The organism is Burkholderia sp. BCC0322 (assembly GCF_902833045.1).
In the GTDB taxonomy this organism is placed as follows: domain Bacteria; phylum Pseudomonadota; class Gammaproteobacteria; order Burkholderiales; family Burkholderiaceae; genus Burkholderia.
Genome location: NZ_CADFDU010000012.1, coordinates 110,095 through 136,162, shown reverse-complemented (window position 1 = coordinate 136,162; position 26,068 = coordinate 110,095). Strand labels below are relative to the sequence as shown.

22 protein-coding genes are annotated in these 26,068 nt (G+C 59.5%); 9 read left to right on the top strand and 13 right to left on the bottom strand.

Going from position 1 to position 26,068, the window contains the following annotated elements; translation table 11 throughout:
- Nucleotides 1–56 precede the first annotated feature (56 nt).
- The 7 genes from HWX39_RS27665 to HWX39_RS27635 all read right to left on the bottom strand — a co-directional run bounded on the left by HWX39_RS27665 (nt 57) and on the right by HWX39_RS27635 (nt 9,882).
- Nucleotides 57–3,179, bottom strand: a complete 3,123-nt coding sequence (locus tag HWX39_RS27665) for a type I restriction endonuclease subunit R (RefSeq protein ID WP_175970910.1) — start codon at nt 3,177–3,179, stop codon at nt 57–59.
- The gene (locus HWX39_RS27660) at nt 3,176–4,123 is read right to left on the bottom strand and encodes a DUF4268 domain-containing protein (protein ID WP_175970909.1); all 948 of its coding nucleotides are present in this window, start codon (nt 4,121–4,123) and stop codon (nt 3,176–3,178) included. Before HWX39_RS27660 ends, HWX39_RS27665 begins: the two co-directional genes overlap by 4 nt.
- Nucleotides 4,120–5,436: a restriction endonuclease subunit S gene (locus tag HWX39_RS27655; protein WP_175970980.1), complete on the bottom strand. Its 1,317-nt coding sequence runs from the start codon at nt 5,434–5,436 to the stop codon at nt 4,120–4,122. The genes HWX39_RS27660 and HWX39_RS27655 overlap by 4 nt, the downstream gene beginning before the upstream one ends.
- Nucleotides 5,426–7,012 carry a class I SAM-dependent DNA methyltransferase gene (locus HWX39_RS27650; RefSeq protein ID WP_175970908.1) on the bottom strand — a complete coding sequence of 529 codons (1,587 nt, stop codon included), beginning with the start codon at nt 7,010–7,012 and terminating at the stop codon, nt 5,426–5,428. The genes HWX39_RS27655 and HWX39_RS27650 overlap by 11 nt, the downstream gene beginning before the upstream one ends.
- A gap of 748 nt (nt 7,013–7,760) precedes the next feature.
- Nucleotides 7,761–8,741 carry a replication protein C, IncQ-type gene (repC, locus tag HWX39_RS27645; protein WP_175970907.1) on the bottom strand — a complete coding sequence of 327 codons (981 nt, stop codon included), beginning with the start codon at nt 8,739–8,741 and terminating at the stop codon, nt 7,761–7,763.
- Nucleotides 8,738–9,694: a helicase RepA family protein gene (locus HWX39_RS27640; RefSeq protein ID WP_175970906.1), complete on the bottom strand. Its 957-nt coding sequence runs from the start codon at nt 9,692–9,694 to the stop codon at nt 8,738–8,740. The genes repC and HWX39_RS27640 overlap by 4 nt, the downstream gene beginning before the upstream one ends.
- Nucleotides 9,688–9,882 carry a helix-turn-helix domain-containing protein gene (locus HWX39_RS27635; RefSeq protein ID WP_175970905.1) on the bottom strand — a complete coding sequence of 65 codons (195 nt, stop codon included), beginning with the start codon at nt 9,880–9,882 and terminating at the stop codon, nt 9,688–9,690. Before HWX39_RS27635 ends, HWX39_RS27640 begins: the two co-directional genes overlap by 7 nt.
- Before the next feature lie 327 nt (nt 9,883–10,209).
- Here HWX39_RS27635 and HWX39_RS27630 point away from each other — a divergent pair, with 327 nt between their 5' ends.
- The 3 genes from HWX39_RS27630 to HWX39_RS27620 are packed head-to-tail and all read left to right on the top strand — an operon-like array spanning nt 10,210 to nt 12,581.
- The gene (locus HWX39_RS27630) at nt 10,210–11,031 is read left to right on the top strand and encodes a hypothetical protein (protein WP_175970904.1); all 822 of its coding nucleotides are present in this window, start codon (nt 10,210–10,212) and stop codon (nt 11,029–11,031) included.
- Nucleotides 11,028–11,633, top strand: a complete 606-nt coding sequence (locus tag HWX39_RS27625; RefSeq protein ID WP_175970903.1) for a hypothetical protein — start codon at nt 11,028–11,030, stop codon at nt 11,631–11,633. Before HWX39_RS27630 ends, HWX39_RS27625 begins: the two co-directional genes overlap by 4 nt.
- A gap of 57 nt (nt 11,634–11,690) precedes the next feature.
- A complete protein-coding gene (locus HWX39_RS27620) occupies nt 11,691–12,581 on the top strand; it encodes a hypothetical protein (protein WP_175970902.1) in 891 nt (296 codons plus the stop codon).
- A 576-nt stretch (nt 12,582–13,157) separates the two neighbouring features.
- Here the strand turns inward: HWX39_RS27620 and HWX39_RS27615 are convergent.
- Both HWX39_RS27615 and HWX39_RS27610 read right to left on the bottom strand, forming a co-directional pair.
- Nucleotides 13,158–14,933: a DUF6880 family protein gene (locus tag HWX39_RS27615; protein ID WP_175970901.1), complete on the bottom strand. Its 1,776-nt coding sequence runs from the start codon at nt 14,931–14,933 to the stop codon at nt 13,158–13,160.
- Nucleotides 14,934–15,198: 265 nt separating this feature from the next.
- Nucleotides 15,199–15,831: a hypothetical protein gene (locus tag HWX39_RS27610; RefSeq protein WP_175970900.1), complete on the bottom strand. Its 633-nt coding sequence runs from the start codon at nt 15,829–15,831 to the stop codon at nt 15,199–15,201.
- An 892-nt stretch (nt 15,832–16,723) separates the two neighbouring features.
- Between HWX39_RS27610 and HWX39_RS27605 the strand changes: the two genes are divergently transcribed.
- The 4 genes from HWX39_RS27605 to HWX39_RS27590 all read left to right on the top strand — a co-directional run bounded on the left by HWX39_RS27605 (nt 16,724) and on the right by HWX39_RS27590 (nt 19,967).
- Nucleotides 16,724–18,001, top strand: coding sequence for a replication-relaxation family protein (locus HWX39_RS27605; protein ID WP_244135110.1), 1,278 nt, complete (start codon nt 16,724–16,726; stop codon nt 17,999–18,001).
- Nucleotides 18,002–18,062: 61 nt separating this feature from the next.
- Entirely contained in the window at nt 18,063–18,389 is a 327-nt protein-coding gene (locus HWX39_RS27600) for a single-stranded DNA-binding protein (RefSeq protein ID WP_175970899.1), read from the top strand.
- Nucleotides 18,390–18,721: 332 nt separating this feature from the next.
- Nucleotides 18,722–19,015 (top strand): hypothetical protein, encoded by a 294-nt coding sequence (locus HWX39_RS27595; RefSeq protein WP_175970898.1) that lies wholly within the window; start codon nt 18,722–18,724, stop codon nt 19,013–19,015.
- A 445-nt stretch (nt 19,016–19,460) separates the two neighbouring features.
- Entirely contained in the window at nt 19,461–19,967 is a 507-nt protein-coding gene (locus HWX39_RS27590; protein WP_175970897.1) for a hypothetical protein, read from the top strand.
- Nucleotides 19,968–20,121: 154 nt separating this feature from the next.
- Here the strand turns inward: HWX39_RS27590 and HWX39_RS27585 are convergent, their stop codons facing one another.
- The gene (locus HWX39_RS27585; RefSeq protein WP_175970896.1) at nt 20,122–20,757 is read right to left on the bottom strand and encodes a hypothetical protein; all 636 of its coding nucleotides are present in this window, start codon (nt 20,755–20,757) and stop codon (nt 20,122–20,124) included.
- A 366-nt stretch (nt 20,758–21,123) separates the two neighbouring features.
- On the opposite strand from HWX39_RS27585, the gene HWX39_RS27580 reads away from it, so the two are divergent.
- The gene (locus tag HWX39_RS27580) at nt 21,124–21,582 is read left to right on the top strand and encodes a DUF6088 family protein (protein WP_244135109.1); all 459 of its coding nucleotides are present in this window, start codon (nt 21,124–21,126) and stop codon (nt 21,580–21,582) included.
- A gap of 1,284 nt (nt 21,583–22,866) precedes the next feature.
- Here the strand turns inward: HWX39_RS27580 and HWX39_RS27575 are convergent.
- On the bottom strand, nt 22,867–23,283 hold the full coding sequence (locus HWX39_RS27575) for a hypothetical protein (RefSeq protein ID WP_175970895.1): 417 nt from the start codon (nt 23,281–23,283) through the stop codon (nt 22,867–22,869).
- Between the two features lie 467 nt (nt 23,284–23,750).
- A complete protein-coding gene (locus tag HWX39_RS27570) occupies nt 23,751–24,284 on the bottom strand; it encodes an AAA family ATPase (protein ID WP_175970894.1) in 534 nt (177 codons plus the stop codon).
- 246 nt (nt 24,285–24,530) lie between these two features.
- Between HWX39_RS27570 and HWX39_RS27565 the strand changes: the two genes are divergently transcribed.
- Nucleotides 24,531–25,001 carry a hypothetical protein gene (locus tag HWX39_RS27565; protein ID WP_175970893.1) on the top strand — a complete coding sequence of 157 codons (471 nt, stop codon included), beginning with the start codon at nt 24,531–24,533 and terminating at the stop codon, nt 24,999–25,001.
- Nucleotides 25,002–25,184: 183 nt separating this feature from the next.
- Here HWX39_RS27565 and HWX39_RS27560 read toward each other — a convergent pair whose 3' ends face one another.
- On the bottom strand, nt 25,185–26,066 hold the full coding sequence (locus HWX39_RS27560; RefSeq protein WP_175970892.1) for a hypothetical protein: 882 nt from the start codon (nt 26,064–26,066) through the stop codon (nt 25,185–25,187).
- Nucleotides 26,067–26,068 lie beyond the last annotated feature (2 nt).

The following is a 26,068-nucleotide window of genomic DNA, read 5'->3' as shown; positions in this document are numbered from 1 at the left end:
TTCTACCGGCTCACCCTCAATGCACTACGCGACAGAGGGGGAACCATCCGGTACCGCTACACAGCCGCCCACTCGGCAGACAGTGATTCCGCCTGCTGGAGCACGGTGTCAGTCGCTTCGTCCTGCCGGTCTGGCGGGTACTTGTAGCGCTTGAGCAGCGTCTTCACCATCACTCGCAGCTTCGCGCGCACAGTCTCCCGTTTCGCCCAATCTACCGTCACAGAGCTGCGGAGCCTTACGACGAGCTCAACCGCGATTTTCTTCAGGGTTTCGTCGCCAAGTTCCCGCACCGCCGCCTCGTTGGTTGCCAGTGCATCGTAGAAAGCCATCTCGTCGGGGCTCAAGCCCAGTTCCATGCCGCGTTGAGCCTCGGCCTGGAACTTCTTCGCCATTCCGATGAGTTCCTCGATAACCTGGGCGGTCTCGACGGCGCGATTGCGGTAACGTGTAAGGCTTTGCTGCAGCAACTCCGAAAATTTTGCGCTCTGCACGACGTTCGCCTTGAAACGCGACTTGATTTGGTCTTTCAGCAGGCGTTCCAGCAACTCCACGGCCAAGTTGCGTTGCTGCATGTGCCGCACATCTTCCAGAAAACCATCCGATAATACGCTGATGTCGGGACGCCTTAGTCCCGCAGCGGAGAAGATGTCGATGACTTGGTCGCTGACCACGGCCCGGCTGATGATTTGCCGCAGCGCGTGCTCTTTCTGCTCGTCCGTTAGCGCCTTGTCCGCGCCGTCATGCTTGATGAGCGCGGCCTTGACGGCTTGCAGAAAAGCCAGCTCGTCGCGATAGGCAAGCGCTTCCTCAAGTGTGCAGCACAAGGCAAACGCCTTGCTTGCAGCGAGCACTGTGTCGGCGAAGCGCTTCTTGCCGTCGTCCTGGCCGAGTACATGGTTCGCTACGGCTGGCAACAGTTGCCATGCCTGGGTGCGGAAGGCCGTGTAGTCGACGCCATGCAGCATGTCGTGCAGCACGTCCATCTTTTCCGCTAGGACGGCCAGCGCTTCGTGCGCGTCGATGGTCGGTCTGCCGCGCCCGTGGGCTTGGGTGTAAGTGGCGAGTGCGGCTTTCAGCTCGTTCGCGATACCGATGTAATCAACTACCAGGCCGCCAGGCTTGTCTTTGAATACCCGGTTCACGCGCGCGATGGCCTGCATCAAATTGTGACCGCGCATCGGCTTGTCGATGTACATGGTATGCATGCACGGCGCATCGAAGCCGGTCAGCCACATATCGCGAACAATGACGAGCTTGAACGAGTCGGCTGGGTCCTTGAAGCGTTTTTCTAGGTCGTCGCGTACCTTCTTGGGGTAGATGTGCGGCTTGAGCATCACCTTGTCCGACGCCGAGCCGGTCATCACAATCTTGATGGCGCCCTGCGTCGGGTCGTCGCTATGCCATTCCGGGCGAAGCTGCGTAATCGCGTTGTAGAGATGCACGCAGATGTCGCGGCTCATCGCGACAATCATTGCCTTGCCGTCCATCACGGACTGGCGGTTCTCGAAGTGGTCGACGATGTCGGCGGCGATTTTCTGAATGCGCGGAGGGGCGCCGACGATTTTCTCCAGTGCGGCCCAGCGGCGCAACGTGGCGACCTTAGCTTCGTCACTTTCCTCGTCTTCGGTCAGCTCGTCCACCTCGTCATCGAGTGCGCTAGCGTCGTCCTCTTTCAGCTCCAGGCTGGCAAGGCGGCTTTCGTAGTAGATGGGCACTGTGGCGCCATCTTTCACCGCCTGCTCGATGTCGTAGATATGGACGTAGTCGCCGAACACGGCGCGGGTGTCGCGGTCATCGAGCGATACCGGAGTGCCGGTGAACGCGACGAAGGTGGCTTCGGGCAGCGCGTCGCGCAGGTATTGCGCGTAGCCGTAGCGGACAGCCGTGCTTTCGCCCTTGCCGCCCGTATTCGGCAGGCGGGCGTCGAAGCCGTACTGGCTGCGGTGCGCCTCGTCGCAGATGACGACGATATTGCGGCGGTCGGACAGCACGGGGAACGTGTCTTCGTCAGCGCCGGGGGTGAATTTCTGGATAGTCGTGAAAATGATGCCGCCGGATGGGCGGTTTGCCAGAAGCTCGCGCAGCTTGGGCCGGGTGTCGGCCTGCACTGGGGTTTCGCGCAGAAGCTCTTTCGCGCCTGCGAACACCCCGAATAGTTGGTTGTCGAGGTCGTTGCGGTCGGTCACGACCACGACCGTTGGGTTCCCCATGCCTTCGTGCGCCATCAATGCTCCAGCGAGGCAGGTCATTTCGATGCTCTTGCCCGCGCCCTGCGTATGCCAGACCACGCCCCCCTTGCGAGAGCCGCCAGGGGCTGAGGCTTGCAGCACGCTTTGCACGACCGCGCGCACGGCGTGGAACTGGTGATAGGCGGCGACCTTCTTGACGAGCTGGCCGTCGTCCTCGAACAGGATGAAGTGATGCAGATATTCGAGCAGGTAGTCGCGCCGGAACAGACCGCGCGTCAGAGTTTCCAGCTCGCGCATCGCGCCGAGCGGGTCGGTTTCATGGCCGTCGATAGTGCGCCAGGCCAGAAAGCGTTCTCTGTTCGACGTGAGCGAGCCCATGCGGGCAGTGGTGCCGTCCGAGATGACCTCAAGCGCAATTGCGCTGAACAGGTCAGGAATGTCTTGATGGTAGGTCTGGAGCTGGTTCCAGGCGGCCCAGATGTCGGCGTTCTCGTCGCCGGGGTTCTTCAGCTCGACCACGACAATCGGCAGGCCGTTGAGGTACAGCACTACATCGGGACGGCGAGGCTGCTTTGGTCCCTGAATAGCGAGCTGGTTGACGGCGAGCCAGTCGTTCGCGGTGATGTCGGTGAAATCGACCAGGCGCACGCGGTCGCCGCGTGTTTCGCCGTCTTTCTGGAACTCAACTGGCAAGCCATCGACCAGCCAGCGGTAGAGTTGGCGGTTCGCGTTGACGAGGCCGGGCACGTTCGGGTTCAGCACATGGCGTAGCGCGTCATCGCGAGCGACGGGCGGAATGTGTGGGTTTAGCTTCGCGATGGCGGCAGTCAGGCGATGGCGTAGCGCAACGTCGCGATAGGTGTCGCGCTCCGTGCCCGACGTCTTGGCGTCTAGGGGAGAGATGTCCGGACCATGGGCGGTCTGCCAGCCGAGGGCGGCCAGCCATTCGAGCATTGCCTGTTCGACTGCGTCCTCGGAGATGCCGCTCATGCAAGTCCCCTAACAATCGGCCTGAACACCTGGTCGAGTTTTTCTCCTCTGTCCGCGAACCACGCGAAATACTCCGTCCAGCGCGCCTCGTCCGATAGTGGAGATTCGGTTCTGGCGACCCCGATGCGGCACGCGTGCGAATCCGGTAGTTCCTGCCAGTCCAGCGCAAATCCAAGCTGTTGCTCGATTTCGAGCTTGCGCTGATGCAACTGCTGGAAATATGCCTTCGACTGCTCATGCCGGATATAGATGGCAATCGCGAGCTTGCTTTCCCGCACGTTGACAGTCGCGCTGAGCTCGAAACCTGCGCGACCGATGGCGGCATTGAGCCAATGCTGTGGGCGCGGCGTGTGGGGGCGAAGCGTCGACTGCTTGTCTTGCAGGTATGCCACGTAGCCCTGCCAGAAGAGCAACTGCATCTGCTTTACGGGAGTTGCTGTTGTGGCTGCCCGAGCAACCTCGCGACCGGACTTACTCCAGTCGTTTGGCTTGACCACCACATTGAAACTCGGAGCCAGCGGCGACTCCGCAATGCGCCATAACTCGATTTCAGCAGCGAAGAAATTTAGCGCACCCGTAGTGTTCTGATTCAGGAATTCGAGCGCAGCCAGATGTTCCGGCCTGAATGACTCGGCAACCCATATCACTTTCTTCGCGCCCACGCCAGCCGCGTAGGTGACAATCTGGCCCAGATGCCGGTGGTCGGTGGGTTCGAGCTGGTTCTCGATGATGATTTCACCGTCGTCATCCGAGCAAAGAATGTCCACCTTGAAATCGCCGACAGGATGCTCTGTCGCAACCAGTTCGATTTCGGTAAGCCCTAGCGCTTGCGCCAAGAGCTGCAAGTTGTCGTCCTGTGCCAGCCACGGTGTAAATTCACCCGATTCGTGCCGCCAGGCTTCCCGTAAGTTGACGCGTTCCAGACGGGCAAGAGCTGTTTTCATGCGAGGGCCTCATTCATTTGGGCCTCCGCTTCGGGGAGGCGGAGTTTGCCGGAGATTAGACGAGGGAGAAGCGTGTCGCGTATTTCCTCAAGCGCAAGACGCTGCTTTTCCCCTGCCGTAATGCGGTCAAACACACTGCCAGAAAGTATGGAAAAGCACTCGACAATGTCGCGAGGCGGCACAATCAACGGAATCGGGCGAAATGCCGATTTGCTAATCTCCATAAACGTTGAGCCGTTGGCTTTCTGCTTTATGGCATCCATGTTAGCTTTGCACCAGAAATACAGATATGGCGTGGGCAAAACTCCACCCGGAAGCATCGCGATATATCCTTGATTCACTGCAAGAGAAATCTGCGCAACTGCCAAATAGCCGATAGGCGCACGGGATGACATTAGCAAGGTGCCGACTGGTAGTAGTCCGCTGCTAACCTTCGCCAGCCCTGCATCTGATATGCGCCGCTCAGTGTTCAGTAGCACCGGAGATAAGTTGCCGGACAAGTCCTTTGGCGATGTCCAATGATGAATCGCCGGTTCCCAAAAATTGCTTTCTTTCGTGCTGGGCGTCCCGCCGCCAACGCATTGGGCAACTTGACCGATTTCCGATATTTTCCACCCCCTCGGAATCTCCCCCAACGTCGAATCTTCGAACGAATCGGGAAACAGCGAAGCCGTTTCTGCATCCATGCCTTCCGGCTCGCGGCCTTCGACCTTCGCACGCACCGGGTCGAAGTCGATGAACCAGCTCTTGAACAGAGCTTGGGCGATGGATTCGAGCGTAGCGTTGGTTTGGCGCAGGAGCTCAATGCGGTCATCGAGAGCTTCAAGAACATCTGCAATCTCAGCCTGCAGAGTTAGAGATGGCAGATACAGGGGAAATGCCTTTATCAACTGAGCGTTCAAATTCTGCTGAGCACCACCATTTTTTAGGTCGACCAGTGATTGGTAGCGTGAACGCACATAGTAGTAGACAAATCGGTAGTCGGCCTTTGAGGAATCGACAACTAAATTGCAGCATGCTTGATTCGTCGTGAGCGGGACCTTTGCTATCGCCGCGCGACCCGCTGTATCACCGTTTCCATACATCGCGACAATAACGGTGTTGATAGGAACCATCTTGGCCGATGACGCGACAAGACCTGCTTCTGTGATTGTCTGCTCTGTGCTGTGGACCTTGCCATAGTTCACTTCTTTCGTACGCAGCCATGGGATGCCGCCACCGTAAAAGGCGGGATTCGTTGAAGTCGGCGTGCCCCCGGAGAAAACGCGGCTGCAAACGGCACCTATAGTTGTCTCGCGCCACTCACACTGCATAACCCATTCCTGCAAGTTTTTCCCGAATCGCGATATCCAACTCCGCCCCCTTCGCCATCTGCTCGGCGAGCTGTGCCGTCAACCGGTCCATCTTCTCGTCGAACGCCTCGTCGTCATCTTCTGTTTCTTCCGCGCCGACATAGCGGCCCGGGGTCAGCACGTACCCATGCCCGGCAATCTCGGCCAGCTTCACCGCACGACAGAAGCCCGGTACATCGGTATATGTTTCATCGGTTCCATCTTCGCCGTCAGCACGCCAGCGATGCACCGTCGCGGCAATCTTGGCGATGTCCTCGTCATCGAACACCCGCACCACGCGCGATTCCATTCGCCCGAGCTTGCGTGCGTCGATGAACAGCACCTCGCCGCGCCGGTCACGCCCAGGCTTGGCACCAGGCATCGATGCGCCGCTCTTGTCTTTGGCGAGAAACCAAAGGCAAGCTGGAATCTGTGTGTTCAGAAACAGTTGCGGCGGCAGGGCAACCATGACGTCAACCACATCGGCCTCAACCATCGCACGGCGAATCTCGCCTTCGCTGTTCTGATTGCTGCTCATGCTGCCGTTTGCGAGCACTACGCCTGCCTGACCGCGCGGGCTCAGGTGGTGCAGGATATGCTGGAGCCAAGCGTAGTTCGCGTTACCTGCGGGAGGCGTGCCATGTGCCCAGCGCCGGTCATCTGCCAGACGCTCACCGCCCCAGTCGCTGATGTTGAACGGCGGGTTCGCGAGGACGTAATCGGCGCGCAAGTCCGGGTGCTGGTCGCGGTGAAATGTGTCGGCGGGCTCTTTGCCCAGGTCCGCAGCGAAACCTCGAATCGCCAGATTCATGGCAACCAGACGCCAGGTGGTCGGGTTGGCTTCCTGACCATAGATGCTGATGTCGTCCGCGCGCCCGCCGTGTGATTCGATGAACTTCTCGCCCTGCACGAACATGCCGCCCGAACCGCAGCACGGGTCATAGACGCGCCCCTGATGCGGGGCCAGCACCTCGACCAGCACGCGCACGACCGAGGCGGGCGTGTAGAACTGCCCACCCTTCTTGCCTTCGGCGGTAGCGAACTGCCCGAGGAAGTATTCGTACACCTCGCCCAACAGGTCTTTCGCGTGGTGGCCTTCGCCAAAGCCAATCTTCGAAATCAGGTCTACCAGCTCGCCGAGCTTGCCTGGTTCGAGCTGCGTGCGGCCAAAGCGCTTATCGAGGATGCCTTTCAGGCGCGGGTTGTCGGCCTCGATGGCTTCGAGCGCCGCGTCAATCCGCACGCCAATATCGGCCTGCTTGGCCTGCGCGCGCAGCGTCTCCCAGCGTGCCGCCGCAGGCACCCAAAAGACGTTTGCCATCGTGTAATAGTCGCGCTCTTCCAGAGCCTCGGCATGGTCTGCCGCGTCGGGCAAATACAGGTCGTCGTTTTCGTCTGCAAAAGCCGCCGAGAGCTGCGCACGCCGTTCGTCAAACGCGTCCGAAATGTATTTGAGGAAAATCAGGCCGAGCACAATGTGCTTGTACTCGGCCGCGTCCATGGAAGCGCGCAGCTTGTCGGCGGCGGCCCACAGGGTCTTTTTTAGGTCTTGGTTCATGATATGCATTTGGAATAATGCGCGGCCCGGTACCACCGGATGCGAATCGACACAATTCTACTCGCGCCCCCCCGGCCCGTGGCCCCCCAGCCCCCGACTACACTCCCGACCTCTGCCACCGGTCACATGTCGTCGTGACTGGCTTACGTGACCTGCCCTGTTCGTTCGCCGGTTCCACCGCCGTTCGTAGCGCAGCAGGCTATCTGGCCGTAGAACGGCGTCCAGCGGAGGCCTGGCAGCGCCGGCGACTATGGACAAGTTGCCTTGCGACCGCGACAGCCTCGCGGCCATGCCAGGTGCCCAACCCATGCACGTGCGAAAGTCAGAAAGGCATGGCAGGGGTTATCGCCCCATGAAGGAGGCCTTCTACAAAAACCGATGTCCGAACCCGTCGCTCACTGCCAGGTACTCCTGCTCTAGGAGGGCAACGCCCTCCCAGTGCATAACCAGGCCTTCGCTTCCTTATGAAGCTCTTGGCCTGTTTCATCAAGGAGCGCGCTTGAGCGTGAACCCGCCTCAACCTCCGAGCCCCTCAGGGCGAGGCATCGACCTCCTTGAAAGACAAACACTCTTTCAGGTAGATGAGAATAGTACGCAGCTCGCGTCGCCTGAAAAAACCTTACGAATCAATCGACTACGCAGAGCCACCAATCGCAATGTGACGTGGTTACGTACGCAATATGACGTGGTTACGACGCGCCCCTCACGTCATATCATGACCGGCACAGGGCTCGTGTGGGGCAGTCGACTAAACCGAAAATATCCGCCAGATTGCGGCCGCCGGCGCCGGGGCTGCATCAGCCTCGGGCGCACGCGAAATCGACCTCGCACCCGCCGCAATTGGCAACGTCGGTCGCGACAATGGAGAAGCATCCACGTTCACAAGTGGGTGTCGGGTGATTTGCACCGCGCCATTTGCGGTCGTCTTGACGGTCCACGTTGCCAGTGACGCGATTTCCAGAAGAGCGCCTAGCATCTGCTTGCGCCGCCGACGCCTTGCCACGGCGGCGGGCGATTCGGTGCCGGACTGCTCGACTCGGCCGTGCGGCGGTAAGTTAGAGGCGTTGCCCCAGATGTAGGTCGACAGCGTGTCGGGATGAAACGACATTGTCTTCCCCGGCCGAACACGAAGGGACAACGCGCAATGTGCTGCACGTGCGCACTCCGAACGCAGACTTAGCCGCTCCGCGAGGCAAACCGGAGAATATTGTCCGCCGAACAGCACATCTGCCAGACGCCAGTTGAGAACGACGGTCACGCCCTGGTCGTCTCCAACCTCCCACCTCAGCAGCCGCGATTGGAATTCGACCGCGTCTTCCCGCCTCATCCAGACCGTCACTTCGGACAGTCGCTGGAGTTCCGCCCGGCGCTGCTTCATGGCACTGCCACCGGTCGAGCATCCCAAGCGACGACACAGTTCGTAGAAGCTCACGGTAAGTCTTGCGATTCGCGGACGGCCACTTTCACTCAATTCGTACAGCGCCGACTCAATGTGACGTGTTGCACCAGCGTCGCTACTACCCAACTGTTCTGCGGCGAGCTCGAGCAGTACGAGCAAAAGCGTCTGTTCGCCGATGCCGAGTTGTTCCGGTCCGCGCCACCGCCAGACGACTCCACCAAAGTCGAATTTCAGGTTGAGCTTCGGGCGTTCGCCTCTCCATACTGGCTGAAAGACGGGCGCAGCGCACAACGATGGGTCATATCGCACAATCCGCGGTGTGGCCGTCATACCATTGCCCCTGCCGTCCTACGGCTTTTAGCCGATGCCGCTGAGCGAGAACGACTTTTCCGCGTGTCCGCGATGCCCGGTGTCCACACCGCCAACGCACCCGTCGCCGGATTCCTGCGCAGGACAATGGACTCTTTCGTGGCCACGTAGTTCGCCTTCGAGATATCGAGTTGCACATGCAAATGCCGTTCGGCATCCGCAACACGGCAAAGCAACGCCATGCGGTCCGAGATACCGGACAGATTCGCTTGCCAGCGCGCCCCATCCGTCAACGCCGAAGAACCACGTGCCGCTGATGCCTGGTCTCCAGCTCCATTGAAAATCGAGCTTCGGTTAGCATGATGCGACAGGACAACCGCCGCACCGGTTTCCTGTGCCAGTTGCTCGAATGCGGAAACGACCGCCGACATATGACCAGAGTCATTTTCCTCGCCAGCATGAAAGCGCCGAAGAGGGTCAATGATGACCAATCTCGCCCCCTCACACGCCGCAAGCATCCGCTTCACTCCATCACTTGTAGAGCCTACGCCCTCAACACAGTGCAATCGCGGCCCTACCCCGGCTAAAGGGTAGACATGCAAGTTCGTCGCCAGCTGCTCTGCCAGAAAATCCCGACTGTCTTTCGTCTGCAACGCCGGCATCGTTGACACGCCTGCAAGCGCGGCTTGCAAGCGGTGATGCATGATTGCCTTCGATTCCTCCGCGAGAAAGAAGACAACGCGTTCGCCGGACCGGTCGGGCAAACCCGAAGTCAGGATACCTCCGCCCACCGGCATGCCCGCCGCGATATCGCAAGCGAGTTGTGTGAGCAGCGTGGTCTTGCCGGTCGCGCCAGGCGCGACGAGCAGGCCGACCGTGCCTGCCAGCAAACCGGGCAAGACATAATCGAGCGTGGGCGGTGGCATAGTCAGCGTGTACCGGATATCGAGCCTCAGTGCACCGAGATTCAACATTGCGCACCTCCCGCGACATGCTCGGCCAGCCAGGCGTCGACATCGCATTCGCGCCAGCGCAGCAATCTCGTGCCCGGAATATGCAGCCGCGGCGGCACCGCCAGAGGATTGCGGCGGAGGTCTTTCTTTATGGTTTCGGGGCTGCGGCCGAGAAGCGCGGCCAGTTCGTCCAGGTCGAGAAGTTTCATGGTGGTCCCAGAGAAGCAGTTTTTCGGGACACGCGAGGGTCGTTCGATGCCGACACGTGCCGTTACGTGCCAACAGACGACGTAACGGCACGTGTAGAGCGACGCGTTTATATCTCGGTCACGGGAGGGGTCTGTGTTTGTACCTCGTTAGTGTCACAGTCGGCGCCGCCGCGAAGCTGTCCGTCGCCATTTCGTGACTACTCGGGTCGAAGACCGGAATGATTTGGGATGGTAGAGTCAACGCCGCGGCGGCTCGACTTGGCGCAAACCGCCGCGCCCGTTTGCTGAACAAGAAACTCACAAGCGCCCAATGCGCCGAGACACCACATGTTGACCGCAATTTTGCAGGGAAAGCGCAGAGGCTCTGGGTTAGAGGGAATGGCCCAGCAGCTTTCCAACGCTACCGGTTCGGAGGACTTGCTGACCTCTCTTGTGTTTGAGCGGGTTTCATATCTCTCGGACGACGCGCTCTCGGTGTTCTGGACAGCCCTCTTGCCAGAGGACGTCGCCCCTTTCGGGCGAATCGAACGCATCGAGTTTTGGCCGCGCTTCGAACTCGAAGGACGGCTCGTAGAGCCGGACGTGCTTCTTGAGACAGAGAACGCATTGATTGTCGTCGAAGCGAAGCGTTGGGACCAAGCCGACCTGCAATATGCAGCACAGGCAGTTCAAGAGCTACTTGCCGTAGCTGCTGGGGAACCGCGAGCTGACGAATTGCCCCTCGTGCTGCTTCTTGTCGGCGGCCGACAGGACACGTCGCCCGAATCGACGTCGGCGTTCGAAGCAGTAGTGCAGGAACAACTTGTTGGCGAGCGGCTCTTCGCCGAAGCAACGATACGTGCCGTCAAGTGGACGGACATGCTCGAGGCGTTCGGTGTGGTGGCGCTTTTGCATTCGGGATATCAACGAATGCGGGACGATGTGGAGGCCGGACTGAAATTCCACGGGCTTCTCCGCGAGCCGGATTTGCGTCTGCACGAGCTTCACAGTGCCAATCTTGGCGTAGAAGCGTTCGAGCTCGCATTTGCAGTCCCCCAAAATGCTTGTTCCACGGCATCGGCAGACCGGCAGCCTGTTCGCGCCCACCCGCCAATTTCCGCCCTACCGCGGTTGAACATTAACTACGAGAGCTTCTCCTTTCACAAATGACATCGCGCGATGAACTGGTCGACGTCCTGCAGGACGTACGCAAGGCCTATCGTCTCCTCGCGGACTATCAGTCTGCGCTCCTGACGCTCGTGAACGATATCGCCCGGGAGGTCGGTGCGAACTATTACACTGCAAACTATCCAAACTCGCCGCCAAGAAGCTATAACCTCAACCCGTTCGGCAAACGTACGGGAAAGCATTTCCTTCCAATGCTCGGGGCATCGTATCTATTCCTGGCTGTGAGCAGCGACAATCAGGAGCCCGAGAACAATCCGGAAGCAGGCGACTTCCTGCTCGAATTTCGGCTGATATCTGACACGAACGAACTTGAGGGACACACACCGGCTCCAGCCGACACTGCAGAGAGCCTGCTTCTCGTGTACATCTTCCAGACGCGTGAAACGCTTCCACAAGGGACCAACTGGTATCACAAGATTTGGATGAACACCGATTACCCGACGTCTGACGGCGGATGGCATAGGACGTCCTCCTTCGAATCCGTCCGCGTATCGCGGCTTGCTATCAACCTAGCCGAATTCGCTGACCCATCCGCTGCTCGCTCGGTCGCTCGCCGCATTCTTGACCACATAGAAACAAAATAACCATTGCCGTCAATCGGCGAACTGACGCCGCGTTTGCATATCGCTCGGAGAACCACGATGCATACTTGCAAGACCAGTGCGCGCCGCAAAGCGCTCAAGCCGATAACGCCATCAAACCAAACCCTTACGGCCGAGAGCTATGCACGCCTGCGCGACCGGGTACTTCAAAACCCTCTCGTGCAGGACGAGCTCGCTCGTGCGGTCTCCAGTCTACCCAGCGGACCGCTGAGCTTGAGCACGGCCTGGGACGCCTTCGGCTCGAAGCCCCTCTTCTCGAACATGGCGCTGACTACAGCCGGCCTCTATACGCAAGCATGGTCGGCGGGGCTGTTTCCGTCGATGGAAGAGTTCTTGTCGCCCGAGTGGAAGATGAGTTATTTGCCGCGTCAGAAAAGGGGCTGGCGTGCAGACGCATGCTTTCACTACAACCGCCTTACCGTAGATGAATTGCGTCATAAGTTGAAGCTCGCGCGGTACCCGAGCGTCTCCGTGGCACGCCTTTACGCAATGCGAAGTGCGGCTCGCTGGCTCGACCAACGGTCGAAGGAAACCGGTGCCGAGTTCAAAATTGGCATAGACCTCGGAAGGTGTGCGGATGTCAAAGCCTTGCGACAGGAGATTGCCCCGTTGTGCTCGACCTTGGGCATCGGCTGGGGACAGACGACGGTATTTCACGGCCTGGTCGACGCGGGCTTCGAGGTCATTAAGCCCGATATCCACACGACGCGCACTCTTGCCTATTTCAACGCGCTTACAAAGAGCGAGGCCGCATGCCGCAAAACACGCAACTACCTTGCTTCGCCAAACGGTCCCGCGAATGTCGTCCATGCAGCGCGCGAGCTGGCAGCCAAGGTCACCTCACTTCCTAGCAGTAACGGCAAAATCCATCGAGAGGTCGATATCGTCCTCCTCTATGCGAGCGCGCACGACGTCATGCTTTCGTTCTAACTGCTAAGTGGCAAGGGCGCCCCCGCCGCCCGAAATACCGCGAGACCTCGTCGGCCCAATGCCCCCCGTGCGCTCACGTGCGCCGCCGCCACAACGCAGTACGTCGTGAAGAAGATAGACCTCGACTACTTTGGCGAGGAGTGACGGACCGTAACAAGCGATTGAAAGAGAGAGCCCGCCACCAGGCGGGCTCTCTCTTCGTTACTACGTTCAACCCGCCTGCACGGCGGCTAACGGAACGCAGCGACTTCACGGAGACGTCCGGCTGTCCGATGAGCGGGACAAGGGCCACGACGAGACTGCGTATTTTCTAAGCCGCCTATCCGGCGGTTACCACCCGTGCGCTGCGTTCACAAGAGAATAGAGAGGCAATTTATATCCGCGCCGATACCTTCTTAGCTTACCCTCGCACCTTCACCCGGCCGCGCCTGTTAAACGCCAAAAGTCTCACCTGATGCAGCGCGATATCTCCTGCGATGCGTCCCTTCTCAGGAGGAGCTTGCAATGCGTGGCGAGAGGTCTCGCCTTATGGGTTCATTACGGTCGACTTCGGCCCGAAACGACCTGCGAGCGACTTCAGGACAGTTTGGCCAGCAGCTTGATGAAGTTGCGCTTTGCGCGATACGCTGCCCGAATCTCTTCCAGTTCACGGGTGAATTCCGGACGTTCATCCAACCTCGCCCGCAACATGCCGATTGCCCGCACGATTTCAAACGCCTCGTCATATCGGGCGTTGCGCGTACCGCTTTCGGCAGCAACCGGCAGCAGCCTGTGATAGAGGGCAATGGCGTCGTGCGGGTGGGTCTTGCCACGGACAGCGGCCATTTCCGGCCATAGCTGCGTTGCGACCGGTCCGCCGGTAAACGTTTCCCATGCGGCGTCGTTCTCTTGTCCAGCAAGAAAAATCTTGACCAGTTCGGTCCGCGTCGACCGCTGCCAGACATTTCGCTTCGATTTTGCAGCGGCCTCCTCTTCCCTGACCAGCGCCCAAAGGTGCGTAAGAGCGCGCTCCCGCGTCTCATCATGCCAGCCAGTAGCCGTGGCAACCTTCATCAAGGCGGGAAACGCCTCGGCTGTCGGGCGCATTTCGAAGCGGCGCCACGCGAACGCATCGGCCTTGTCGAATTCACTGCGACGCAGATACGCGTCGATACAGAAGTCGAGCAGGCGCTGGTCATGGCTCTTGCCGGACTCCTTGATGCCGCGCTCGGCCCAGGCGAGCCCCTCATCCGGGCGACCGTGCTTGACACAAAGCTCCGCCACCAGCAGAAAGCGGTACGGACTCGACAGGTCCTTCGAGTAAATGCGAATCAACGCATCAACGTCTCCATCGAGTTCGGCCAGCGCCCCCATCGCGCGTTCGAGCTGCATGCGCGGCGAGTCGTATGACCGTCGATATTCCTTGTCCGGCGCGAGCGCGGGCAGCGCTTCCCAAGCCTCGTTGACGAGCTCGCGGTAGCGGCTCAAACCGTTCTTGCCCAGTGGCTCCGCATACGCCGGCAAAACGTTGTAAAAGGTGTCCCACTTGCCTTCTGTCTGAAATCGGAATAGCCGCTCCGCGAGCTTCACTGGGTCGGGGCCCGTCAACTTGCAGGCATCGAGGTGCACAGACGCCAGTTCGAGAATCGCCGGCATCACGTCGCCACCGGAGTCGTCAATCTGTTCGAGGCTTGCTTCGGCGCCCGCAATCGCCAGTTCGGATAGCTCGACTACCTGTGTGGCGTGAGGTCCGTGAAGCCTCCGGCGCAGCATGTCGGCCAGCGACATCAGGCCATCGCCGTATGCGCTAGCCTCCCGCCAGTCCAGTGGCCGGGAAAGGCGTGTCGCCTGCATGACGGCGGCCTTCATGCCGGGCAAGTCGGAGGCCCCCGTCGCACGCGTGGCGAACAGCAGCTTGTCACGAAACGACAGGTCGCGTTCGATGGCTTCGAGCAACAATTCCTGAAGCTCATTTTTGTCGAGCGTCGCGACGTATTCGCGAATCACTTCCTCGTAGGTCTTCCGCTTCTTGCGTGGCTTGCCGAGAGCCGCCTCTTCGGCATGAAACACCTCTTCACCGGAATTCTCGAGCCAGGCGAGCGCAACAGCGACAGCGTGCTTGCAGAAAACGCCATCGTCTCCCACCGGACAGGTACAGTCGTAAGCGAGTTCGCCATCGTCATCGACGGCGAGTTCAACCCGGTAACGATGCCTGCCACGTACAGTGGCGTGAACGACACCGCCACGCTCCTCGAGACGGGAAACCACACCCTCGTGGAAATAGGCTTTTCCGCGCGCAAAGGTCTTCGTGTCGGTAAGCGACCGTACTTCGGCAAAAGTGAGAACCTCGGAGAGCGTTGCAGACTGGGACATCGATTGACCGGGGAAAAACGGAAGAATGCCGACGGGCGACGCACAGGCACGATGATACCCGGGACGCATGCAGTCGACTCACGGCACAGTAATGCGTGGACGATTCCAGACGCTGCCGCAGATGACGTCCATGGTCATCGATGTACTGTCTCCGACGTCCATCAGAATTCGCGCCGCAACGCGAGAGCCAGCGCTCAAGCCGCGCTCTGGGGGAATGATGGAGATGCTCAATTAGACATCGGGCGCCCCCTCCGCGCCCGCGCTATCACTGACCTCGAACAGCGGCCCAGCCTTTTGCCTGCAAGGCCTTGAGCAGGCTGTCATTACCCGATTCGACAACTTCACGGATACGCTGCCAACGCCTATAAACCGGCGTGTCGCGGAATCTCCCGTTTGGTGCGGCGCCGTAGTGACCGGCCTTGACCGCAGCCGTTGCGGACACCACTGCGGTAACGACTGCGTCGAGCGGGTCGCGCTGAACCTTTCCCGCGACGGCCAGCGTCTCGAGAGCCGCGCCGAGGGCGTTAACCTTTGCTGCGTCGATGCCGCGCCCAGCCGCGGAAGCCAGTCTGCCTGCGTCCATGAGCAATTTCAGCGCTTCGTCAAGACGCCACTGCGGGTCGCGTTCCCGGTCTTCTCTCGCGCGGCGCTCTTCCTCCAAAAGCCGACGCGATTGCTCCGCGGCTCGCCGTGCCGGAAGTATGACCTTCCTCTCCACGTATTCAATCTCGTCGTCCGATAGCTTAGCGTGCAGGTCGTCAGGAACTTCGAGGGCGTCGCCGGGCAAGCTGCCAACAAACTCCTGAGTGCTGTAACCGTGCGAGTTGTCCTTCGCGCCCTTGCGGACATATTGCGAGCGGTACAGGGAGAAGCGGCCGTTGCGTTTCTTTGCGTGCATTTTTCGTGTCTCCACGAGTTAGGGGATGCACGGTATAGCGACGCGTGACAAAGCGGTTGGTAACACGGAGGCCGTCTAAAACGCATCCTGCGTGCTTCGCAGTCTCGCCCGCGGGATGAAGCCACGCTCGATTACGAGCGTCACAGAGGTACGCGATGAGAGCACCCTCGGCGTCGGTCAGTGCATCAATCAGGAAACGCCTGGCCTGATGGCGCCAAACATGCGCACGTCGATGGACGAGCGGACGGATGGCGCGGCGTGCAGCCGCGGGCATTGCGGAGGTGTACTGCCGCGTGTATGGGTCGCGATGGCATTGGTGCACGGCTATGGGAGAACATTTGCTCGCGACCGGGACCGGCAAGGCGGGGCGAACCCCGCCGCCGGCCCAGCGCGTGCCGACCTAGGACATGCGTGCAAGCGCGACAGCGCACGGCACCGTATCGGCGCGGGGTCCCCGCGCTGCGTCGATGAGACAGTTGATTACGCAGCGCGGGGCAGCCGGGAACGCACGGCATGCCGAGAGAAGAGTTGGTGTCGCCGACCATGAGGGACATCGGGCATCGAAAAAAACGGTATGGGCGGCGGCGGGGTTCGCACCGGCGCAGCCGGTCGGAAAGCACAGCCGCATTGACGGACGTCGCGACGGAAACATCGGTGCTGCGCGCCCCTGGCGCGCAAGGCTGGACGAGGGGAAGAGACAGTTGCCCCCTGCCCTCGCCCGGCCGGGCGTCGAATCCTTGAAGCGACCAACATCGGCCGGGCGCACATGGTGGGCAGCTTATTGGGGGACGTTTGCGTAGCGTCGCTATAGGAGGCACCGCCCACCATGTGCGCCGACGAGACACGCGATGGAACGGCGGCTTGGAAAACGCCCACCTACTGGAGCACGCCAATGCGACCATCTCACGAAGTACCAAACGCTGTCTCCGACGATACCGACATTGGTATCACGGAGACACCCCCGCCGGTCACCACGGATACGACCTCCGGTAACGCCGTGACATCGTCTCGCGTGTCGAGCGCCACAACGCACGGAAACCACGAGACACCGGCGGCCGCATCCATTGCGACACTTGCCGGCGCCACCGAGATGCTTCCATCGGCATCCACTGGACGGGCGCGCAGTAAACGCGCGCCGCGAAAAATCGACCGCGGCCTTGTTGCCATCATTCCGCCCAACGAACTTCGCGACGCCATCCGCTTCCGCGCCCTTTCGCTGGCAAACCGGTTTCGCGTGATTCGCACCATTGATGTCGCCATCGCCTGTTTCCCGGAGCGTCCGTTCAAGGCAGCGTTGACGGCAGCGCAGCGCGCGATGAGGTCGATGACAAAGGAAAAACTGCTTCTTCGCTACCGCACGGACCGTTTTCAGCATGTCTACGGACTGACCGTCGCCGGCGCGCAATGGCTCGATGAACACGGTGTCGAAGCCGCTCCGTCCGTGCGGCGCGTCGCCGACATGTCGAATCCGGAGCATAGCCTTTGGATGCATTTCATCACGCTCGCGTGCGAGGCACGAGGCCTGATGGCACAAACGGAATCGGAAGCGCTTCAGCATCTGAATCGCGACCGCGCTGAAGAGGCCGCCGTGAAACAAGGTTTCGTTACGGTTGTTGCCGGCAGCAAAAAACGCATTCTCCGCCCCGACGTCATTTGCTACGAACCGGACGGCGTCACTTGGTACGAAATCGACCGCAGCAAGCGCGGCGCGGACCGGGAAGCCGCGCTCGCCGAACTCGTGCGGTGCATTGGAAGCAAGTTGGTAACAGGTGACGTACTACGGCGCGTGGTCGTGCATGCGAAAAATGAACGCATTTTGAAGCGAGCCCTTGCCATCCTGCGAGACCACGTCAAAGAATCGGACCGGCCTCATGCGCCGACCGCCAGAACGTTTCGCGAAGTCGACGAAGGCATCTTCGAGGTGTGGACTGAGCTTGAACAGCAACGGTCTGACGGTCGAATCGGCATGGAAAATCAACGCGTCGGACACGTTGTCTTGCAGCTCATTACCACTTGGCTCCCGAAGGTCCGCCTTGATGCAACGAACAAGCATCCACTGACCGGCTGGCTTCGAGAGAATTACCTCCCCTACCGCCGACCAAGCTCTCTCGGCCCGTGGCCGCGCCCCACCTCGCCACTTCGCACACCGCCCGCCGGGTTCGGCTCATAGCGCTCGCTATATGAGGAGGTGGGGGCCCCCTCACATCATCAATCGCGATTGAGGACATACGATGCAAGCATTTGGAAACGTGGCAACGGCGCCGGTCCGAAAGGAGACGAAGGCGACCGGTCGAGGCTACTGGGAGTTCCGCATGTGCGAAAGTCAGCGCGGTACTGACGCCGAACCCACATGGTATTCGGTCCGCGTAATGCGAGACGCCGACTTAGGCCTCGCGAAGGGCGACTTCGTAAAGGTCACCGGGAAACTCAAGGCAGACTACTATTTGTCGCGCGAAGGCAAGCCGACCGGCACATTGCTCATCATCGCCTTTGAAGCAGCGAAGATTGCGAAGCCGGCACCCCAGGCGGCCACGACAGAAGCAGCGCAGAACGCCTAGACACGAATCGTTCAGTTCGGCCACCCCGTTGGGGTGGCTCTTTTTTGACACCGATGCCCCCTCCTCATCTTCAGTCAGCCTATCGGCACTGCATCTGAATACCAGGTCGTCGAGGCACGCAATGAGGCTTTCTAAAACGATTCGCCCGCCAGTATAAACACCCCGTCGCTATATGCCGTGGACGCAAAGCGAACTGACGAGCTTGCGAGCGCCGCCCGCCCCCTGGCTTGATGGCAAATTGAACTCGCCGACCGAAGCCCGAGCTGCGACTGGCCACTGAAGCGGGAATCCACAGTTTGTCGCTGTAACGCTCAACATACAGAAAACATCTCATGACTACGATTACCCATGCCGAATTTGTCAGACACCTTACAGCCGGCAGCCTACTTCTGAAATATTGTCAAACGGCTGAGCAGTTCGACTATGCCTATGCTTATTGCCACGGCCTCCGTCGTTGTTACCACGGAGAAAAGTACGGGTTCGACGAAAAAGGAGCGAAAATCGTCAAAAAGAATGACCCCTCCCGAGTGGGGTTCGAGGACGGGCTGGCAGGAAATCCATGTGATTTCCAAAGGTTTGAGAAGGAGGCACAGGCCGACGCTCAAAACCGCATCAGCCCCAGGTAGCGAGCGCATAGCCCCCTCCCGATAGAGTCGAGGCAAGATACGCGGGCCGTGCTCCGGCTGACATTCAAGGTTTGGCAGTTGGCGCCGTAAACCTGCGTGTTGGCAAAGTGCCGAGCCTGTGGGCTTCGTAGAGGACGATACAGTTACCTGCCCTTCAATTGCCGATGCCTTGGCTCGGATGGCAGAATTCGAATAGGCGTTAAACGAATGGTTGAGACGAGAGCCACGAACTCAGCGCGTGTCTCTTGTCCCCGACCTTTCTCCTGGAAACATACACGCAATAACGCTCTCACTCATTTGTGGCTTGCTCGTGAATCGAACGTCCTATCTGTCGTTTCCGGTAAACGTTCGCGATGCTTCACAGGTAGTCGCTTTTCCCGACGTTTTTTTCTTGACCGCGTTATCGCCATACGCGTCAACGCACGCCGACTTAGCACCGACGTTAATGGACCCCAAAAAGTTTGAAGAAGCATTGAGACCGTTGAAGCAGGAGCCGTTGCTCGGTTCCCCGCGTGAACCGGAACTCGCCGCCATGCTGGAAATGTTCTTTCCCGAATGCGAGGTCGGTGCCGATGGTTATCCTGCGTTCTTACCGAACGACAAAGAAAAGCTGAACACACTCTTCGAACGCTTCGGACTGCGCCTTCGCGTTGAGCACAACACATTGAGCGTTCTGGTTGAAGCGTACCAGTTCTGCACAATTTACATGGGCGACTTCGTCAACCGTGCAGTGCGTCGTCCCGACGCGTTCGAATACATGACGCGGGAGTGGCCCGATGTATGGAAGAACTACGCGCTTGCAATTGCGCATGGGAAGCGCGAGGACGCAAAAGCTCTGGCGGCGAAACTGATGCCGCTCGCACCCGATTGTCCGTATCCTCCGCTTCTGCGTCCTTACCGCGATAATGGAATTGCTACACCCCGCGTCACCAAGTCGCAGCCTCCCGAATAACGCGACGACGTGAGGAGGAGCCCGACCGTCGAGGTGCTCGCCAGCGTGAGCATCACTGGCATAAGGGGCGGCGCGCCAGGGAAACGGGCTCGCGACAGCGAGCCCTAATCAGATTTCGACGATGCCCTCCAGTGCGCCGGCGCGGCACCGGTTGCTAGTGGACTGCCTTCCCGACTGAAGCCGCGCCGCCGAGCTGCTCGTGCGCGAGCAGCGCCTCTTCGGGCACGACAAACGAAACGCATATTTCCGTCGGGCGCGGCATGTCGGGAAACTCCACAACCGCGTCGGCTGCCCTCGCCTTATCGAGAATTAGGCGACCGCCCGCAAATACATCCGAGACCCGGATGTCGCCCACCCGTTGCGTGAAGCGGAACACTTCCGCAACCAGAGGCCACGGCAGACGCTGCCGAACCAACAGTGCAGCGTCCTCGTTCTGCCTCCCCAGCGACAGTTGGACCGGTTCGTCCCGCAGCGAGCGAAGCAACTCAACTACGCGCGGTTCGTACAGGGGCAGCACGAAGCGATGCTGGAAGCCCTCCACCTGCTGCGTGAAGACGCCATAATTGCCCGACGACGCTCCCCGGAACACGGTCATCTGCATCGTGCAGTGACCTTGACTGCCGACCAGCGCATCGAACATCCCTCGTTGCACGTCCCCGCATAGGTACCAGCCGCCGACCTCCTTTCGCACAGCCGGGCGGTCCGCCAGGCTTTCCTTGACCTGCTCGGGCCGCATGACGCGACCACTGCTCACCAGCACCCCATCAATTACCATCGGTTCAAAAAGCATGTTCTCTGTCCTCACGTATGCGCGATGTCGCGCAATGCGTGTAGCGCCAGGAAGTTCGCTCGCCCTTTACATTGACGTCCACTGGCAATCTCCGGCAATCAATCGGAGACGAGAGCGCGAAATCGTGATTACCAGCGAGGGCCGCCCTGTGCCAAACTTGTGCCGGTGGGTACCGTGCGGAAGTCTACGGCCAGTCAATCGCCGACATCTGTCGTTGCAAGCGATGGTGCACTCGCCAAACGTCCCAGCGAACTTGCGCGATATGGCGGGCATCGGGATGCATACGCTTGCGGCCCGTTGACCACGTCGGCAGTTGCTGGCTTACGAACGCATCCGCGCACGATGTACACGCCAATCGATAAGTCCATGAACGAGAACGAACCTCTGCAAACGCATGTAGACGATGGCACACGGAAAGGAAGGCGAGCAAAAATTGAAGACCGACTCGTGCTCTTTATCGAACGAGGAGCAGGGGTCGTCATTCTGCGCTCAGAGGTCGCCCCGCTTGGCAGTGCCGCCCAGGTTGGCCGGGTGCTCGCAAAAATGGTCAGCGATGGACGCCTTGTGCGTGTCAGCAAGGGCGTATACGCCAAGACGCGTGTCAACAAATTCACGGGCAGGCCGGCACCGGCGGCGCCGTTTGAGAACATCGCGGCCGAGGCGTTCCGTAAGCTCGGCATCGACGTGCAGCCGGGACGACTCGCGCGTGAGTACAACGCGGGGACTACGACTCAAATCCCAATGGACGGCGTCGTGCGCACGGGCAGGCGTCGGATACACCGCAGAATTCAGGTCGGGAGCAAAACAGTAAAGTACGAAAAATAACTGACGAGCGAATGTCTCACACGACGCCATCGGTGCCCGGACATCGAATACGCAAGGGGCACAATTCACGCTGTGAGCTCCCTTCCCTCTCGCGTCACGCCAGCCGCCGGCACGCCGGAGATTTCGCTTCGTGTGCTGGTCTCCCTCGTGGACGTGGGCATTCCCGTCGGACGTAAGCCGAGCCTCTGTATCTGCGATACCGCTGGTAATTAAAGCTTGCAAAAACTTGAACACGAGAAAGGCAGACGCGAAATCTGTACAAAAAAACAGGGTGGACATGCACACATACAGTCCGCGCTGAGCCTTGTCGGACGAGGCTTTCCCGGTACTGCACTTTTGACAAAAAGTGCAGTACATTTGGGGTCAGTCCATCGTTGGATTTTTCTCACTTTCGTTGAGAAAGCGTGAGAAGAACCGCTACCGTCGACTACCCACGAAGTCCTCCCAATCCCACGGATACGCACAATCCATTGGCTCGGGGTCGTCGTCGATGACCGGCCGACTGCTGTATGCGATGCGCTGCCTGAAAAAGGTCTGTGCCGGCTCGGGGATTTCGCTCACCCGCACTTAGCTCAGGCCGTCGCACTTGTGCACCGGCACTTCCGGGAGCACAGGGCGAGGCGGTAGCTCCTCGCGGCCGCTAGACAGGGCAGCAGCAATGCATCTAGCCACGAGGTCCCACATCGACGCTGACCAGCGCGGATACTCCCGCACTGTTGCGACGTCGCCAACATTACCGAGCGGGCTCTCGTCGAGACGCACCTCGTAGTCGGCGTGCGCGCCGTTTTGTATCCGTCCGATGTCCGCCGTTGCAATCACGCGGCACCCGGACTCACGTCCGCTTGGCCATAGCTCCACTGTTATTCTCAACATCAACTGCCCTCAATTGCTTTGTGAAGTCGCTCCGTCAGAGCAATCGCTCGTCCGCCGACATCAGCAGCGGCTCCAGCGGCGCCACATTCAGCGCCCAAGCGGCTAAGCTTACTCAGACGTGCGGTATCTACCGAGTCAGCTCAAGCACCGCCAGCGACTCTAGGTGCGGGTAGCAGGCGCAGGCAGCATCAACCGCGGCATGCACGCGTGTTAACTCCATCAGCAGTTCGCCTCCCGACTAAGTCTTCGTTTCGACGTCGCAAGTGGACTTGTCAAGAAACGCTCGGCGACAGTTTCGACGTCGAAATTTCGGCCATACCATGCCCGTTTCGACCATCAATAATTTCTCTGCCTCATAGCGATTCATGCCGCTATATCTCTCGTGAAACGATTGCGTTCCGTTGCTCTCGCTTACAGACAGAAGACTTCCGCCACCAACCGCGGCCATGCTTTTCTCAGCCTGGCAGGCACGATAAACGGCTCCCTCAGCGGCTCTCCGTCCTCAAATTCGCCGACGGTCGTGGTCGGCTCATGCCACAGGGACCGGTCCAGCAGCACTCGCTCGAACAGCAGCGACCACCGACCATGCAGCAACTCGGGCGAGCAGTTAGCAACGTGGGCAAACAGGTCGGCTGACTGTACCGACCAAGGTGCCGCGCCCTCAGGGTGGTCGTCGGCAATCCGGTCGGCAACGGCCCGGTCAAGCCATTCGCGCAGACTCAATCCGTTCTTTTGCGCCGAAAGAAGTGCTGCGACCATCACGGCCGGTGACAAATGCAGGACTGTACGAACGCCGGGCGATTTTGTGTCAAGCGATGCGTTATCCATATGGACGCGCTCCCTGGTTGATGAAACACAACCAGGATGAATCAGCGTTTGCCGTTTCGCACGCAGTTTCGCTTACCAAATTCCGAGGGGTGACTACACGTGTTGCGTCCGGCCAAAGCCGGTCGGCGCATTCTTGCGAGGTCATCGATGAGGGGAAGAAAAGGCATATCGGCCGCAGATGTCGTGCGCGCGTGCGTGTCGCTGAAGAAGCAACGCAGGAAGCTAGGGCCGACGAACGTCCGGCTTGAACTCGGGAGGGGCAGCTACAGGACGATAGTCCGGCATCTGCGCTTACTCGCCCTCCGGGAAGTCGGCAGACAGGCGGGGGGCAGACTACCGATGTGATTCAGGGGCAGGGTAATAGCCCTGCCCCTTGCTTGTCACGTTTATGCCGAGCGGCTTGCTCGTTTCAAGCTTCTTGCGGTCAGGAACGCGAAGTGCTCGGTTCGCGTTCGGCAGCACGCGCATCAACTTGGCCATTCAGTGAAGCCCTTTGTTTTCAGCTCCTTTGTCTTCTCCACTTTAGTGGACTTGGGAATCGCAAGAATAAGCAAGTCACTAGCCCGCGTAACGGCAACATACCCGATTCGCCCCTCCTCATCGGCGGTGCCCGTCAGCAGACTATTGAGTGACTTCGGATTTGTGACATACAGAACGGCAGGGATACTTTCTCCCTTCACCCTATGGACAGTGGACACGCGGATGTCATGCCCCGTCGCGGCGACCAGACTCACCTGAACGAGCGGGCTCGTCCCTAGCTCCTTGATGGTCACATTCATAGACCAACTGGGGCGCTTACCGTCCGCGGCAACGTGCAGGTCAGACTCGTCAAGGCGCAGCGTGCCCTCCTCGGTAGTCGAGAGCAGCGCGCGCAAAGCGTCTATGACCGCCGTCTTGCCCGCATTGTTTTCTCCAATAACTATGTTGAGTCCCGGACGGAACAGCATCTCCGCCTCTTCAATTTTTCGAAACCCTTTGACCGTTAGCTTCGCCAGATGCATCTGTGGGCTCCCCGTTACTCGCAGTTTTTGCCAACCCTCTCTTGTAAGGCGAGATTTTACTGACTGTCGAGAAAGACGTTACATTTTCGACAACGTGGGGCTATTGTGCAAAAGCAGCCGCCACCTGCAAAAAGCGACTATTATGATTGCCGCCTTCACCTGTGGAGCGTCTTTCACGGCCGATGGAGCTGACGCCACGACATTAGGCAAGCGCTTTTTTACTTCTGCCTGACGAATTGCTTGCAAATGACGCGTCGCGACGAAATTCAAGACCAAATTCGAGACTTGGCCTTCGACTTCTTCTATCGCTTTTCTCGATTTGAGTTCGCGCTGAAGGAGAATGGCAAAGTGAGAAGGGGGCCGCGGGGCTCCGCCCTGCCAGACTGGACTGCGTTCATCAGGGAACACGAGACACGCTACCAAGCGTGCCATGCGGCAAGAGAGCTTCTGGCATCGCCTCCCGACCTTCAGACGTTCAATGGGCCAATGTCCTGGGAGTGGAGCCCACTCAGGTTCGACGAGGAAGATAGCGAGCTGAATAAGGTTCTACTTGCCGTAAAGACGACAAGGAATAATTTGTTTCACGGGGGAAAACACAACGCCGCGGGCTGGGATGAGCCGACGCGCGTTATATTTCTCTTAAGCCAAAGTATTGCGGTTCTAGACGCACTCGCTCGGCTTGCGGGTTACGAGGCCGACTATCAGCGCCAATATTGACGTTGCCGTACGCCAAGGCGGCGCTTTTGTATACCTTGGACGTATGGGCGGCTGCAGTCGCACGAAACCGCAACACTCAAGGGCTTGGGGCGTCGGCCCCGGAATGTACGTGAAGTTCTCCGCAATGAAGGACCCACAGGTCGGGACGCAGGCGGCCCAATCCTTTGCGGAGGCAGAAGTGGCTTAATTCAGCGCTGCAACTTCCTCGGATATCAGCCGGCTCGACGCCGAGTGAATGTCATGCGCGGTGAATACACTAAGGGACTCGCGGCGAGCTTGCTCCCTGAGTTCGGCGACGACATCATTCAGCGCCGCGTATTCGCTTTCTCTGTAAATTGGAAGCCCAGGTGCTGGTACCCACGCAGTGAGTTCAATCTGTTCCGGCGCGGCAAAGCCAAAAGCGTCCCGTGCGCGCGCGAGCCGCCATAGTCCAGCGGACGCGGTATTCAGCCGGACACGGCTACGTCCCTTTGGATTGATAGCAGCGTAGCATGTTGCATAGGCATGACCTACGTAGTCAATCGAGAACTCGCGACTTGCATGCGTCAGACTAAAGGTACGATTGAATCCCACGCCTAAACTAGGATTGCGGTGGAGGACTTCAGCTTTCACCGCTTGAACGAATCGCCGTTCGTCAGTCGAGCGAGGCGCCGCTTCTTCGACGACAGTCCCCACCTGTTCGCCAGGTGGACTGAACAAAGCACAACGCTCAAGTGCGGAGACAATGGCCGACTCCTCGTCGTCGGCCTCCACCAGGAATTCAGGTCCGATTTCGATACCCACCAATGGGGGTTTCCACTCGCTCCCACGCCCTTCGGCCACCAAGCTGGACGACATGTAGTCGGCGACAAGCAAGTTGCCGAAAGCGTGGCAAGCGCGCCCCAAATCACGCGGCAGGCAGCGCAGAATCCTGGACGTGACGGTCCGCGCAAACGGCTTCCCGGATTCGAAACACCCAACGACTGCAATAGCGATTGACTCGCCGGTCGCGCTCATCTGCAGCTTTAGCAGTCGAGCGTTTGCGGTTTCCGCGGGAAGTTCATCAAGGAAAAAATCTGTCTGCATAT